Here is a 13757-nt window from a genome sequence, read left to right as displayed (position 1 = left end):
TTTACACCCAAATTTGTATGCTTATTAGCATAACATTTCTTTCTTAATGGGTGGCCAAATTAACTATGCCACTACACATATATTGCGTAAGAAACTATGTAGCTATATATATTGCGTAAGAAACTATGTAGCCCATCGAGAGTTCTAAAACTTTAATCAAACACCTTTGAATGTGCAAAAATGGCCTCACTATCTGCGTAGTGAGTTATAAAGTCACTTTCATCAAAATCAAAATCATAAAAGCAAGATGTAGTTATTGGTTTTTCACTCTCGAGTAACATTCAAATTCGGCCTGTAGTACTTCAGAGGCGCGTACAGGCTTATCAAAGTACACGTAACATTTCGAATCACCACCTAATGAATGAGTTTTTCCATCAATATTTATTTTATTACCCTCAATTACAATTTCATTGGGTGTAATAACTAGATAAGAGAAATAGTACACTGCATATAAGTAAAATATTGGAGATACAAACAGCGCGGCTTTTATCTTTATGGATCCCGTATCATGAAAGTAATATGTAGATACCAAAGATACCAATGAGAAAAGAAGTGTTATGACAAACATTGGTGTAAGCCAGTTTTTTTTAAATTTGAAGTTCAATATTGATTACCATTTTAAAGCTTAAGTTGACTCAACTGCATTGAACCAATTAGAGAGAGTAATTTTAAGGTTCTCGCCTATTTCCGCAAGCACCATTAAGCTTTTTATTTTCCATCAAGTTTGTTTTTTCTCAGCCGATCAAAAAATAATAAATCAGCAGACAATACAAATTTTGCATAAGTAGCTCGTATTTTTTTTCGAAGACAAATTTTTTGGAGATGAATATGACTAACTCAAACGTTGTGGAACTATTTCAGAAGCGACCTGCAGTTGCTAATGATGAAGAATATATTGCTTTATATGAGCAAAGTAGTGATTACATTTATTACGTAAGAAATTATGTAGCTCAGCAAGAGTTTATAGTTGTTAGCGACTCTTTTATGCAAGCACTACCTGAGGAGATGCGCCCAGCTACGAACGTGTTTTTCAGTTGTAATTTCTGCTTATTGAAACAGTTCAAGCAACTGGTGCAATCGCATATTCTCAACACTGGACAATTTCTTTATTTTTATCATTTGTTTGATAAATCAGTTAACGCGTTTTTTGACTCGTTATGACTTAAAGCCAGCTCTGCTGGCTTTTTTTTAAATCATTAAGCGTGATTTAAGTGAGGCATTAAAAGTAAAAGGTAATTTGATGGATATTTCAAGCATTCTTAAAAACACTATATCGGTAAGGCAAAGTTTGTTAGTTGATAGGGCTGGTCAATGATCGTAATAACAAAGCTAAAAAGTTGTGTTTCAATCGAACTCACTATGCTTAAAGCTGGACGAAGTTAGAATGAATTTAAGTCCAATTAACTTAAAAAACGTAAGGGAACAAAAATACTGTATTTTGGGAAGTTACTGGGATAATTATGGGGTGGCTATTTTTTAGCCTTTAAGGGCGAAGCAATTAAGTGATTGATTAGGGTGAGAAAAAATGGTCGGCATAGCAGGATTTGAACCTGCGACCCCTGACACCCCATGACAGTGCGCTACCAAGCTGCGCTATATGCCGACGTTGCAAGCCATAGTACGGCTTTTTTTATAAAAATCAATACAACTGCGGTTTGTTTGGCTGTTTATTGTCCAGCTCTAATTATAAAGTGATTAGGCTAGCGGTTAATCTAGCCAATCGTTGATCGTTTTGTACATAAAGTCGCGTATTAATGGTTGAGCATCGGCGTTAGGGTGTAAGTTATCGTTTTGCATAAGCTCTGGTCGGCCAGCAATATCGATCATAAAAAATGGCATTAATTCTGAGTTTGTTTCATTGGCAATGGTTTTAAAGCTGTCGGTAAAAAGCTTGGTATAACGCGGGCCGTAATTTGGTGGGATCTGTACCTCCATTACGGCGGTTTTCGCCCCAGTTTGTTGGCTTTTTGCTATTAAATCACGTAGGTTAGCTTGTAAGCGCTTGATTGGAAAACCGCGTAAACCGTCATTTCCGCCAAGCTCTATAAGCACGTGCGTAGGTTCAAACTCGGTTAGTAATGCATCGAGCCGTCTTAACGCACCGCCTGTGGTTTCACCGCTAATACTGGCGTTTACTAGGTATACAGATTGGTCTTTTTCATCGTACTTATCTTGTAACAATTTAACCCAGCCTTGCTCTTGTTTAAGGCCATAAGCGGCGCTTAAACTGTCACCTAAAATTAAAATTGTGTTGTCAGCTGCTGCCGTAAGTGGTTTGATTACTAACAGTAAAACGAATATAAAACGTAGGATTGGATGCATCATATGTCAGCGCTTTCTCAATTAAACATTATTCAAGTTAAAGGACTTTCTAAAACGGTCACCACGGTTGAGGGCGACCTCACCATCCTCAGTGACATCAGCTTTAATGTCAAGTCAGGAGATTCGGTTGCGGTAGTGGGCACATCTGGTTCGGGTAAGTCTACTTTATTAAGTTTATTAGCCGGCCTTGACCAATCAACCAATGGCAGTATTCATTTAGATGGTGCTGCATTACACGAATTAGATGAGGAAGCACGTGCTGCACTTCGCGCAGAGAAAGTAGGTTTTGTATTTCAATCTTTCATGCTCGTGCAAAGTTTAACAGCTCTAGAAAACGTGATGCTACCGGCAGAACTTGCAGGAAGCAAAAATGCTAAACAACAAGCACTTGAGCTACTTGAAAAAGTAGGGCTAAGTCATCGTGTTGGCCATTATCCGTCACAATTGTCGGGCGGTGAGCAGCAACGAGTAGCGATTGCTCGTGCATTTATTGGTACACCTAAAATTTTATTTGCCGATGAACCTTCAGCCAACCTTGATAGTAAAAACGGTAAGCTCATTGAGTCGTTATTATTTGAACTAAATAAAGAACACGGTACGACACTTATTTTAGTAACCCATGACGAGCAGCTTGCGCAAAAATGCCAGCAAATATTACATATTGAAGCAGGGCAATTAGTAACAGTAAAAGAAAGCGAAGGAGTGCAAGCGAATGTGGGCTAAATTAGCACTAAAACTGTTTTCACGTGAGTTTAAGCGCGGTGAGTTAACAGTGATCAGTGCAGCCATAGCTTTAGCTGTACTGACTGTTTTAACTTTATCTATGGTTACTGACCGTATCGGTCAAAGTATTGAGCAAAAAAGCAGTGCCTTTATTGCTGCAGATCGTGTCTTAGCAAGTAACCATGCTTTACCTGCTGAGTTTTTAGATAAAGCCGCCCAAGATAACATTCGCACCGCAAAAATAACCTATTTCGATACCATGCTATTTGCTGGTGACGAAATGCAGTTGGGTTCGGTTAAAGCGGTATCAAACACTTATCCATTAAAAGGCGAGCTAAAGATAAAATCTAGCTTAACTGCTGAGCCTCAGGTAACTGAAGACATTCCAACTCGCGGTGAAGTTTGGCTCAGTGAGTCGGTGTTCTATGCGCTTAATATTAAAGTTGGCGATAAAGTAGACTTAGGAGCCGCCACTTTTGTTGCCAGTCATGTTGTAGCTGAAGAGCCCGATGCACCGTTTAATGTGTTTTCTAGTAGCCAACGTATTTTAATTAACGAAGACGATATTGCAAAAACTCAAGTTATTCAGCCGGGTAGTCGAGTGTTTTACCGCCAGCTGTATGCTGGGGACGAAAGCGATATCGAAAATTTTTATAGCTGGTTAAAACCTCAAATGAAAGAAAACCAGCGTTGGTATGGCGTTAAAGACCGCCAATCGCCTATTTCTAATAGCTTAAACCGCGCCGAAAGCTACTTATTATTGGCAGGCTTACTTGGCATTATACTAGCTGCTGTGGCTATCGCGGTATCGGCAAAGCGCTATTGTGAACGCCAATACGACCCTGTTGCCATGATGAAAACACTCGGCGGTAGCCGCGCTATGATCCGTAAAATATATTTACTTCATTTGAGCCTTGTTTGTTCAATGTCGGTGATCGTTGGTTTGCTGATTGGTTATGGATTGCAAGCCATTGCAACAGATTATCTAGCACAAAGCATGGGCTCAGTACTTCCTAGTGCATCGGCTAAACCGTGGATTATTGCAATTAGCACAGGTTTAATTTGTGCAATTATGTTCTCGATTAAACCATTACTCGATTTATTTGATATTCCGCCGCTGCGAGTACTGCGTCGTAACTTAGGCGATCGTTTATTGGTCAGTAAAATACACCTTGCTATGTCGGCACTTACTGTATTTTTACTGATGTGGTTATTTAGTAATAATATTAAAATAAGCGCTATTTTGTTTCTCTCTACAGCGTTTTTAATTGCTGTGTTGTTTGGTTTATCAAAGGTTATATTTGGTGGCGGTCGAAAGCTCGGTTTAAGCCCTGGTAATAGCTGGTCTTTGGCGATTGCGTCTATCCAAAAACGCGCCAATGTGAATGCTGTGCAATTGATTAGTTTTGCTTTGGCTATCAAACTGTTGCTGTTTTTAATTGTACTTAAGAACGACATGATCTCTGACTGGCAATCGCAATTACCGGTTGATGCGCCCAATTCATTTTTAGTAAATATAACAGAGCAAGAACTAGAGCCAATTACGAGCTTTTTAGCAGAGCGAGATATGCCAACCTCTGACTTTTATCCGGTTGTCCGTGGCCGCGTAAACGCCGTTAATGGCGAACTGGTTGCTCGTGAAGTCTCACAAGAAGACAATGAAAAGAAAGATGAAGAAGCCCGTTCCGGTATTGGTCGTGAGCTAAACCTAACTTGGCGTGAAGATTTACCAAGTCAAAATGAGCTTATTGATGGCACATGGTTCACAAAAGATTCTGTCGCTGAAGCTTCAGTTGAAGAGTCTATGCTTGAACGCCTCGATGTTAAATTAGGCGACACATTAACCTTTTTGATTGGTGCACAATCGTTTGATGCCAAAATCACCAGTGTGCGCAAGGTTAATTGGACAACATTAAAGCCGAACTTCTTTATTATTCTAAGTCCTGATGTATTGGCGAGTTTCCCTGCTACTTATATTTCATCGGTAAATGTAAAAGCAGATAAAAAGCGCGAGTTCAATGAGCTAATGCGCCAGTACCCAACGGTTAACGTGATAGATGTTGAAAGCTTTATAAAGCAAATCCGCTCAACCATAGAGCAAGTATCGTTAGCGATTGGGTTTGTGTTGGCAATTGTTGTTGCCTGTGGTGCTCTAGTGCTTATTTCACAAGTACAAGCAAGTTTAGGCGAGCGTATGCAAGAGATAGTTATTTTGCGAACCTTAGGCGCGAAAGGTCGCTTAATTAAAAACGCCACCTTATATGAGTTTTTACTATTAGGGGTCACAGCAGGCTTAGTCGCAGCCATTGTTAGTGATGTTGCATTATTAATAGTACAAAGGCAGATGTTTGAATTAGCAGGCAAACTGCATCCGCATATTTGGTTAATTGGCCCTGCGGTAGGGGGCTTATTTGTGGCATGTTTGGGTTATTTAATGATAGCCAGAACAATGCGCAAAAATACTCAAGGCTTATTGCGCTCGCTGGCATAAGAGAAAGCTGTGTGAAAAATGCTCGCAACTGCGGGCATTTTTTATGAATTGCAATTGGTTACTGGTAATTTATACAGTGCTCTGGCATTATTAACTGCAGATAATAATGATAATAGACGGGTCAGTTAGTTGGCGATTATTTTAGGAATTGATCCTGGTTCACGATTAACAGGGTATGGTGTGATTGCCCATCAAGGTGCAAAGTTTACCTATTTAGGAAGTGGTTGCATTAAATTAGCCGATCACGATTTTCCGGTGCGCTTAAAAATGATTTACCAAGGTATTAGCCAGTTGGTAGAACAATTCTCTCCAGATAGCTTTGCTATCGAAAAAGTGTTTATGGCACATAATCCAGACTCGGCACTTAAACTAGGCCAAGCCCGAGGTGCAGCAATTGTTGGTGCTTCAATGGCTGAGCTGCCAGTTTATGAGTATTCGGCACGACAAATTAAGCAAGCAGTTGTAGGTAATGGTGGAGCCGATAAGTCGCAAGTACAGCATATGGTTAAAAATATATTAAAATTACCGGGCACTCCGCAAGCCGATGCTGCTGATGCCTTGGCTATTGCTATTTGTCATGCTCACTCAGAACAAAATTTAATAAAACTTGCGGGGAGCGCTAGCAAAACCGTAAGAGGACGATTAAGGAAGTAATATGATTGGTCGATTAAATGGCTTACTAGTTGAAAAACAGCCACCAGAAATTCTTATTGAAGTAAGTGGTGTAGGCTACGAAGTACAAATGCCAATGACCTGTTTTTATGATTTACCGGCAGTGGGTGAGCAAGCGATTATTTATACCCACTTTGTAGTACGTGAAGATGCCCAGCTATTATTTGGTTTTAACAATAAAACTGAACGCGCTTTATTTAGAGAGCTATTAAAAGCCAATGGTGTTGGCCCTAAACTTGGCCTTGCCATTTTATCGGGAATGTCGGCGCAGCAATTTGTAACGTGTGTAAATAATGAAGATGCGACCACTTTGGTTAAACTACCGGGAGTTGGTAAAAAAACCGCTGAGCGTTTAGTGCTTGAAATGAAAGACAGGCTTAAAAATTGGGGTAATGACTTATTTACGCCATTTAGCGATAATGCGGTTATTGAGCCTGCAAGTAATAATACACTTGTGGCAAATAACGCTGCCGATGATGCTGTTTCAGCGCTTGAAGCGTTAGGTTACAAATTACCGCAAGCACAAAAAGCGGTTAAAGCAGTTAATAAACCAGATATGACGACCGAGGTTCTAATTAAAGAAGCTCTAAAATCAATGTTGTGAGTAAACCATGATTGAAGCAGATCGCTTAATTGATGCATCTGAGCAAAGTAACGAAGACAGTGTTGACCGTGCTATACGGCCAAAGCTTCTTAACGATTACACAGGCCAGCCGCATGTTAAGCAACAAATGGAAATTTTTATTGAGGCCGCACGGCACCGTGGTGAAGCACTCGATCACTTATTAATATTCGGTCCACCGGGTCTTGGTAAAACGACTCTTGCTAACATTGTTGCTAACGAGCTTAACGTAAATATTAAAACGACGTCTGGCCCTGTACTCGAAAAGGCAGGGGACCTTGCTGCACTTTTAACAAACCTTGAAGAAGGTGATGTACTTTTTATTGATGAAATACATCGGCTAAGTCCACAAGTTGAAGAGATTTTATATCCGGCGATGGAAGATTATCAGCTGGATATTATGATTGGTGAAGGCCCTGCAGCGCGCTCAATAAAACTCGATTTACCGCCATTTACATTAATTGGCGCAACAACACGGGCAGGATCACTTACCTCACCGCTAAGAGACCGTTTTGGTATTGTACAGCGCTTAGAGTTTTATTCTGTTGAAGACTTATCAAAAATTGTTGCACGTTCTGCTAGCTTTTTAAATTTAACCATGTGTGATGAAGGCGCGGCAGAAATAGCCAAGCGCTCGCGTGGTACACCTCGAATTGCAAATCGTTTGTTGCGCCGTGTGCGTGATTACACCCAAGTACGCTCAGATGGTAAAGTAAATGCTTCGGTGGCTGAGCAAGCACTCGATATGATTGATGTTGATAAAAGTGGCTTTGATTATATGGACCGTAAATACTTGCTTGCTATTATCGAAAAATTTATGGGCGGCCCAGTTGGTCTTGATAACCTCGCTGCCGCCATCGGCGAAGAAAAAGAAACCATAGAAGATGTAATAGAGCCTTTTTTAATACAGCAAGGTTTTATTCAACGCACTCCACGCGGACGACTTGTCTCGGATATTGCCTACCTTCACTTTGGTTTAACACCCGATAAATAATCAAACCTAAAGCTTAGTAACAAGTTTTTTATTTATAAGTTTCGAGCAGCTCAAAAGGGCTGCTTTTTTAATTTAGGTAACTTGGTTTTATTTATTAGCAAGATAGGTTTTACCGCTTACCGCTTACCGCTTACCGCTTAGTATCATTTTAACATCTGTAATTCACATGCTGTTAAGTTAGCTGTAGGTATTCTCGTTCACGTTTGCTCAGGCAAAAAAAAGCCCGCATAAGGATGCGGGCAAACAACAAGTTGAAGGAAGTAATCTTGGAAACTATGGTCAATTTGAACGAGGTTTTATCCTGTGCAAATTAACCTGGAGCAATACGAAACATCATAATGCAAAAAACTGAGCTTAATGAAAGACTCTTTCATGAGGTTGCTAGCTCGGTATAGGTAAATAATACGCAATGAAGGATTTTTCTTCAAACTAGAAAAATTTTATTTTCAGATAAAAAAAACTAATGTGAGTGAAAATTTAAGTTGTGTGCTTTTTGTTCACTTTTTGGTGCTTTTATATTTAAGCTCATGAATAAAGTGGGTTTTAAAAATTTTATGAACTTCATTCAGGATTAGTTTAAGTATTCTGTAGTAGATTTGCAAAACTGCTTTTGGGTGTTTATGCGTGTTTTTTGAATAAAAGCGCTATTTTTTGAGGTTTTATCAGCTTTTTAGGATTTTTGTAATGACTTTTTATTAAGGTAAAAATATGCACAAAAAGACGAGTGAAACTTAATATGACTAAAAAATAGCTAAGCAATTTGCTTTTTACCGTTAATTGCCGCTAATTCACAGCAAGAGCGTTGTCAGTTTATAACTGACTATATACACTAGGCACAACTTTTGGCCTCATTTATGGTCAAACAGTGCGCATGTAAAAAATATAACAAATTATATAGAAATCTATTTTAGGAGTTTAACGTGGGATCAGGGCTTAACTTTTTAGATCTTATTCTAGAAGCCAGTGTACTTGTCCAGCTAGTAATGTTGGCATTAGTCGGTATGTCGGTAATGTCATGGGCAATTATTTTTCAACGTAAAAAAGCGATTTCTGATGCACTTAATGGCGCAAAGCGTTTTGAGCAAAAGTTTTGGTCAGGCGTTGATTTAAGTAAACTATATAATGAAGTGTCAGCCCGTCCTGGAGGCGCTTCTGGTGTTGAGGCACTTTTCGTCGCAGGTTTTAAAGAATTTGCTCGTCATAAGAAAAATTCAATTCAAAGCGCAAGTATTGTGATGGAAGGAACGCACCGTTCTATGCGCGTTGCTTTGTCTCGCGAAGTAGAAAAACTAGAATCAAGTCTTTCATTTTTAGCAACAGTAGGTTCAATTAGCCCATATATCGGCCTATTTGGTACGGTGTGGGGTATCATGAATGCGTTTATCGCGTTAGGCGAAGTTAAGCAAGCTACGTTACAAATGGTTGCACCGGGTATTGCAGAAGCACTCATCGCTACAGCGATGGGCTTATTTGCGGCAATCCCAGCTGTTATCGCTTACAACCGTTTTGCAAACAAAGTAGAAAAGCTTGAAGGTAATTACATTAACTTCATGGAAGAGTTTGCTAATATTTTACACCGCCAAGCAGCTACACAAATAGAGGCTAAAGCGAATGTATCAGCGTAAGAAACGTCGCCCTGTAGGGGAGATAAACGTAGTACCTTACATTGATGTAATGTTAGTACTGCTAATCATATTTATGGCAACAGCACCACTTATCACCCATGGTGTAAAAGTCGACTTACCGAAAATGGAAGAGTCTGATCTTGTTGATACCAAAGATACACCACCGATCATTGCTTCAATTGATGCCGAAGGTAAATATTATGTCAGTATTGGTACTGACCCTGAAGCGCCGATGGAGGCCCTTGATGTGGCGGCGGTTATAAAGCTACAGCTGCAGAAAAATCCAGATACTCCGGTTATGATTAAAGGCTCTGGCCGTGTTTCTTATCAAGAAGTATTGCTATTAATGGACTTTTTGAAAAACGCGGGTGTTCCGTCTGTTGGTTTAATGACTGAATCATTCGAGGAGTAGTATGCGTGCATCAATAATAAAATCGGTTATTTTGCACCTTGCTATCGTTGGTTTTTTAGTAGCGAGTGCAAACTTTCATATGCCAGCTCCTAAAGTCATGGAAGTAAACCTTAATCCAGCGTTACCTGCACCAGAAAAAGCAGTGTCTGCTGTTACCGTTGATCAACAACAGGTTGAGCAGAAAATTGCAGAGCTTAAAAAGCAAGAAGAAGCAAAAAAACAAGCCGAAGCGAAACGTATTCAAGAGCTAGAGCGTCGAGCTAATGAAGCGCGTAAGCAAAGAGAAGCTGAAGACCGTCGTCTTAAAAAGCTAGAGCAACAGCGCCGTGCTAAGGAAAAAGAAAAGGCAGAAGCTGAAGCACAAGCGAAAAAAGCACGCGAAATTCAAGAGAAAGAACGTGCAAAAGCTAAACAAGCTGAAAAGCAAAAGCAAGAGGCTGAAGCTGCAGCAAAAGCAGCCGCTGATAAACGTAAAGCTGAAGAAGAAGCGTTAAAGAAAGCGGAAGAAGAGCGTAAGCGTAAAGCAGCTGAAGCAGAAGCTGAGCGTAAACGTAAAGCTGAAGAAGCTGAACGTAAGCGTCAACAAGCTTTACAAGAACAAATGCTGCAAGAACAGTTAGCAGCAGAGCAAGCTGCACGTAACAAGGTACGTCAGCAACAAGTTCTAGGCGAAGTTGAAAAATACAAAGCGTTAATAATGGCACGCATTCAGCAAAACTTCTTAAAAGATGAGAAGATGAAAGGCAAAGAGTGTCGCCTTAATATACGTCTTGGTTTTAATGGCCTTGTGACTCAAGTAAAATCGCTTGGTGGTGATACCTTAGTGTGTGAAGCTGCAATGCGTGCAGTGCGTATGGCAGATACATTACCAGTATCACCTGATCGTGACGTATTTGAGCAACTAAAAAATATAAACTTAACCATAGCACCTAAATTTTAAAGGAATGATATGTTTAACCAGATAAAAACTGCGTTTTTTATTGTATTACTGGGCTTTCATGGCATTGCCAGTGCTGCCTTAGAAATTGTAATTACCGATGGTATCGATGGCGCTCGCCCAATTGCGGTTGTGCCTTTTAAATATCAAGGTGTTGGTCCTATCCCTGAAGAATTAAATAAAGTGATTGCAGCTGATTTAATGCGCAGTGGTAAGTTTAAGCCAATCGATGTAACAAACATGCCGCAGTTACCGGGCAAAGATGCTGATGTTGACTATGGCGCATGGGTTAACCAAGGCGTTGAGGCTGTGCTTGTTGGTCAAGTAGAGCAACAGCCAGGCGGCCGCTACCTTGTAAAGTATGAACTTATTGATGTTATTCGAGGGCAAATCACCGGCGGACAAACAAAAATGATGGCTAATGGCAAATTAATGCAAAGCCAAGATCATATTTTAGACGCCCGTGAAAGTGTGATTTCTGAAACCGGTTTTCGCCGTTATGCACACCGCATTAGTGATGTGGTTTACGAAGCACTAACTGGCGAAAAAGGCGCATTTTTAACAAAAATTGCTTACGTTATCGTGCGTGATGATGAGCCAAAACCTTATCAGCTCGTTGTTGCAGATTACGACGGTTATAATGAACAAGTTCTACTTCGCTCTAAAGAACCTCTTATGTCACCAGCGTGGTCACCAGATGGGACTAAACTTGCGTATGTAACTTTTGAGAATCGTCAAAGCCAAATTTACATCCAAGATCTTTACACAGGTAAGCGCGAGTTAATCACAAGCCATCAAGGTATCAATGGTGCACCACAGTTTTCACCAGATGGTAAAAAGCTACTTTTAGTACTTTCGAAAGACCGCAATGGTGCAACCGAAGTATACCTTTTAGACCTTGCTACGCGTAAAGAAACACGCCTAACAAATCACCGCAGTATCGATACAGAGCCTTCTTGGTTCCCAAATGGTGAAGATATTGTGTTTACGTCTGAAAGGGGTGGTAATGCCCAGATTTATAAGTTAAATTTAAAAACAGGCAGAGCTAAAAGAATGACGTTTGATGGTGATATGAATTTAGCAGGTTCTATTTCACCTGACGGAAAAGAATTAGTGATGGTGAATCGAACAAACGGTCGATACCATCTTGCTAAAAAAGAGCTAGCTACTGGTGCGTTCCAAGTGTTAACGAGAACACGCCTAGATGAATCGCCAAGTATCGCGCCAAACGGTTCGATGATTATCTATAGCACGCTTCATAATAATAAACAGGTATTAGCGTTAGTTTCTATGGATGGTCGCTTTAAAGCACGTTTGCCTGTACTAGACGGACAAGTTAAGGCACCGGCTTGGTCGCCTTATTTACAGTAATTTTACTGGTTTACTCAATATAGGAATCAATTAAATGCAACTTAATAAAACTTTAAAAGGCCTGCTAATTGCTGTGCCAGTGATGACATTAGCAGCATGTAGCTCTTCTTCTGATCTTGATGAAGGTGCTGCAAACCAATCTAACCAAGGTATGGTTGAGCAATCAAACAACAATGATACAGTTGAAGTTGCAACACTTACTCCAGAGCAGCAAGCTGAAGAAGCACTTCGTCAAAAATACGAAGCGTTACGTCAAGAGCAAATCATTTACTTCGGTTTTGATAATGCAAAAATTCAAAGCAAATATGCTGAGCTTTTACAAGCACACGCTGAATTCTTAGTACAAAACCCATCAGTTAAAGTACTAATCGAAGGTCATGCAGATGAGCGCGGTACACCTGAGTACAACATCGCGTTAGGTGAGCACCGTGGTCAAGCAGTAGAAAAATATTTACAAAGCTTAGGTGTTTCTGCTAGCCAAATGTCAGTAGTGAGCTATGGTGAAGAAAAGCCAATGGTTAAGTCTCGCACTGAAGAAGCGTTCGCGAAAAACCGTCGCGCAGTATTAGTTTACTAATAAAGAGTCATTATGAAGCCGAAAATTATTTTGGCAGCAATGATCTTAAGCGGGAGCACCCAGTTATGGGCTGCTCCCGCTCCTGTTTCAGAAGCTGCAAGCTCACAATCGAGCATTGAGAAGCGTTTAGTCGCGTTAGAAAACATGATGAAGTCACGTAATTTATTACAAGCTGAGCTTCAGCAGCAGCTTAATATATTACAAGACGAAGTAAGCCAAGTTCGTGGTATTACGGAAGAGCAAAGCTATAAGCTTGAAAAAGTACTTCAGCGCCAACGCGAGCTGTACCAAGAAATCGAGAATCGTGTAAGCCAAGCATATAGCCAACCTGCTACGCCAGCTCAACCTACAAACAGCTATACCGATGTAGGGGCTACGCAAGCGATTAGTTCAGACTTATCAGAAAACGAGGCTTATGAGCGCGCTGTAGCGTTAATCATGAAAGATAAACGTTATGAGCAAGCGATTCCTGAGTTTCAAACATTCTTAACGACTTATCCTAATTCAGTATATGCATCTAATGCACATTATTGGTTAGGTCAGTTGTTAACAATACAAAATGATCAAGCGGGTGCGACTGAACACTTTAAAAAAGTAGTCAATGAGTATCCTAATTCTAACAAGCGCCCAGATGCGATGCTAAAGTTAGGAAACTTATTAGCTGATCAAGGTTTAAGCGAGCAAGCACTTAAAACCTTTAATGATTTAATTAATCAGTACCCAAGTACGACTGCTGCAAAATTAGCCACAGAACGTCTGTCGCAAATGTAGATTTGACCTGATTAGACTGCTTTTTGACTTAAGCGGTCTAAAATTAGGCATCTAGACATAAAAACTTAAAAAAAGAGATATTTTCTGTTGCACTCAGCATTTAAATAAGTATTATAAGCGCCCGCAGCAGGCGATTGGTAACAACAGCCGAATTGCGGAAAAAAGAGCGGGTCATTAGCTCAGTTGGTAGAGCAGTGGACTTTTAATCCATTGGTCGATGGTTCAAGTCCATCATGACCC

Annotated in this window: 13 protein-coding genes and 2 tRNA genes; 13 read left to right on the top strand and 2 right to left on the bottom strand. The window is 40.2% G+C overall.

Features of this window, described 5'->3' with window-relative positions; translation table 11 throughout:
• Window positions 1-828: 828 nt before the first annotated feature.
• Window positions 829-1161 carry a hypothetical protein gene (locus ACSFVZ_RS20100; RefSeq protein WP_435559494.1) on the top strand — a complete coding sequence of 111 codons (333 nt, stop codon included), beginning with the start codon at window positions 829-831 and terminating at the stop codon, window positions 1159-1161.
• Between the two features lie 365 nt (window positions 1162-1526).
• Here the strand turns inward: ACSFVZ_RS20100 and ACSFVZ_RS20095 are convergent.
• Together ACSFVZ_RS20095 and ACSFVZ_RS20090 are read right to left on the bottom strand one after the other, a co-directional pair.
• Window positions 1527-1603 (bottom strand) — tRNA-Pro (locus tag ACSFVZ_RS20095).
• A 104-nt stretch (window positions 1604-1707) separates the two neighbouring features.
• Window positions 1708-2325 carry an arylesterase gene (locus ACSFVZ_RS20090; RefSeq protein ID WP_135925084.1) on the bottom strand — a complete coding sequence of 206 codons (618 nt, stop codon included), beginning with the start codon at window positions 2323-2325 and terminating at the stop codon, window positions 1708-1710.
• Between ACSFVZ_RS20090 and ACSFVZ_RS20085 the strand changes: the two genes are divergently transcribed.
• The 12 genes from ACSFVZ_RS20085 (at window position 2326) to ACSFVZ_RS20030 (ending at window position 13757) form a co-directional block, all read left to right on the top strand.
• Complete coding sequence (locus ACSFVZ_RS20085; RefSeq protein WP_435559493.1) at window positions 2326-3045, top strand: ABC transporter ATP-binding protein; 720 nt, start codon at window positions 2326-2328, stop codon at window positions 3043-3045. It abuts the gene before it with no gap.
• Window positions 3035-5536 (top strand): ABC transporter permease, encoded by a 2502-nt coding sequence (locus ACSFVZ_RS20080; protein WP_435559492.1) that lies wholly within the window; start codon window positions 3035-3037, stop codon window positions 5534-5536. The genes ACSFVZ_RS20085 and ACSFVZ_RS20080 overlap by 11 nt, the downstream gene beginning before the upstream one ends.
• A gap of 129 nt (window positions 5537-5665) precedes the next feature.
• Window positions 5666-6190 carry a crossover junction endodeoxyribonuclease RuvC gene (gene ruvC, locus ACSFVZ_RS20075; RefSeq protein WP_054561285.1) on the top strand — a complete coding sequence of 175 codons (525 nt, stop codon included), beginning with the start codon at window positions 5666-5668 and terminating at the stop codon, window positions 6188-6190.
• 1 nt (window position 6191) lies between these two features.
• Window positions 6192-6812: a Holliday junction branch migration protein RuvA gene (gene ruvA, locus ACSFVZ_RS20070; RefSeq protein WP_135925076.1), complete on the top strand. Its 621-nt coding sequence runs from the start codon at window positions 6192-6194 to the stop codon at window positions 6810-6812.
• Between the two features lie 7 nt (window positions 6813-6819).
• A complete protein-coding gene (gene ruvB, locus ACSFVZ_RS20065) occupies window positions 6820-7824 on the top strand; it encodes a Holliday junction branch migration DNA helicase RuvB (RefSeq protein WP_135925074.1) in 1005 nt (334 codons plus the stop codon).
• Window positions 7825-8744: 920 nt separating this feature from the next.
• On the top strand, window positions 8745-9449 hold the full coding sequence (gene tolQ, locus ACSFVZ_RS20060) for a protein TolQ (RefSeq protein WP_135925071.1): 705 nt from the start codon (window positions 8745-8747) through the stop codon (window positions 9447-9449).
• On the top strand, window positions 9436-9861 hold the full coding sequence (gene tolR / locus ACSFVZ_RS20055; RefSeq protein WP_135925068.1) for a protein TolR: 426 nt from the start codon (window positions 9436-9438) through the stop codon (window positions 9859-9861). The genes tolQ and tolR overlap by 14 nt, the downstream gene beginning before the upstream one ends.
• Window position 9862: 1 nt before the next feature.
• Entirely contained in the window at window positions 9863-10801 is a 939-nt protein-coding gene (gene tolA, locus ACSFVZ_RS20050; RefSeq protein WP_135925066.1) for a cell envelope integrity protein TolA, read from the top strand.
• A gap of 9 nt (window positions 10802-10810) precedes the next feature.
• The gene (gene tolB, locus ACSFVZ_RS20045; protein WP_199527560.1) at window positions 10811-12169 is read left to right on the top strand and encodes a Tol-Pal system beta propeller repeat protein TolB; all 1359 of its coding nucleotides are present in this window, start codon (window positions 10811-10813) and stop codon (window positions 12167-12169) included.
• 34 nt (window positions 12170-12203) lie between these two features.
• Window positions 12204-12746, top strand: a complete 543-nt coding sequence (gene pal / locus ACSFVZ_RS20040; protein ID WP_135925061.1) for a peptidoglycan-associated lipoprotein Pal — start codon at window positions 12204-12206, stop codon at window positions 12744-12746.
• 12 nt (window positions 12747-12758) lie between these two features.
• Window positions 12759-13517: a tol-pal system protein YbgF gene (gene ybgF, locus ACSFVZ_RS20035; RefSeq protein WP_135925058.1), complete on the top strand. Its 759-nt coding sequence runs from the start codon at window positions 12759-12761 to the stop codon at window positions 13515-13517.
• 168 nt (window positions 13518-13685) lie between these two features.
• Window positions 13686-13757: transfer RNA gene (locus ACSFVZ_RS20030), tRNA-Lys, on the top strand.

Origin of the sequence: Pseudoalteromonas nanhaiensis (genome assembly GCF_051235485.1) — a bacterium.
GTDB lineage: Bacteria > Pseudomonadota > Gammaproteobacteria > Enterobacterales > Alteromonadaceae > Pseudoalteromonas > Pseudoalteromonas lipolytica_C.
The sequence above is the reverse complement of the archived record's forward strand: the minus strand, read 5'-3'. Positions and strand labels throughout refer to the sequence as shown.

What these genes read in the sequence shown, in the direction of transcription:
- ACSFVZ_RS20100 (WP_435559494.1), top strand. Translation starts at nt 829, where the DNA reads ATGACTAACTCAAACGTTGTGGAACTATTTCAGAAGCGACCTGCAGTT.
- ACSFVZ_RS20090 (WP_135925084.1), bottom strand. Translation starts at nt 2,325, where the DNA reads ATGATGCATCCAATCCTACGTTTTATATTCGTTTTACTGTTAGTAATC.
- ACSFVZ_RS20085 (WP_435559493.1), top strand. Translation starts at nt 2,326, where the DNA reads ATGTCAGCGCTTTCTCAATTAAACATTATTCAAGTTAAAGGACTTTCT.
- ACSFVZ_RS20080 (WP_435559492.1), top strand. Translation starts at nt 3,035, where the DNA reads ATGTGGGCTAAATTAGCACTAAAACTGTTTTCACGTGAGTTTAAGCGC.
- ruvA (WP_135925076.1), top strand. Translation starts at nt 6,192, where the DNA reads ATGATTGGTCGATTAAATGGCTTACTAGTTGAAAAACAGCCACCAGAA.
- ruvB (WP_135925074.1), top strand. Translation starts at nt 6,820, where the DNA reads ATGATTGAAGCAGATCGCTTAATTGATGCATCTGAGCAAAGTAACGAA.
- tolR (WP_135925068.1), top strand. Translation starts at nt 9,436, where the DNA reads ATGTATCAGCGTAAGAAACGTCGCCCTGTAGGGGAGATAAACGTAGTA.
- tolA (WP_135925066.1), top strand. Translation starts at nt 9,863, where the DNA reads ATGCGTGCATCAATAATAAAATCGGTTATTTTGCACCTTGCTATCGTT.
- tolB (WP_199527560.1), top strand. Translation starts at nt 10,811, where the DNA reads ATGTTTAACCAGATAAAAACTGCGTTTTTTATTGTATTACTGGGCTTT.
- pal (WP_135925061.1), top strand. Translation starts at nt 12,204, where the DNA reads ATGCAACTTAATAAAACTTTAAAAGGCCTGCTAATTGCTGTGCCAGTG.
- ybgF (WP_135925058.1), top strand. Translation starts at nt 12,759, where the DNA reads ATGAAGCCGAAAATTATTTTGGCAGCAATGATCTTAAGCGGGAGCACC.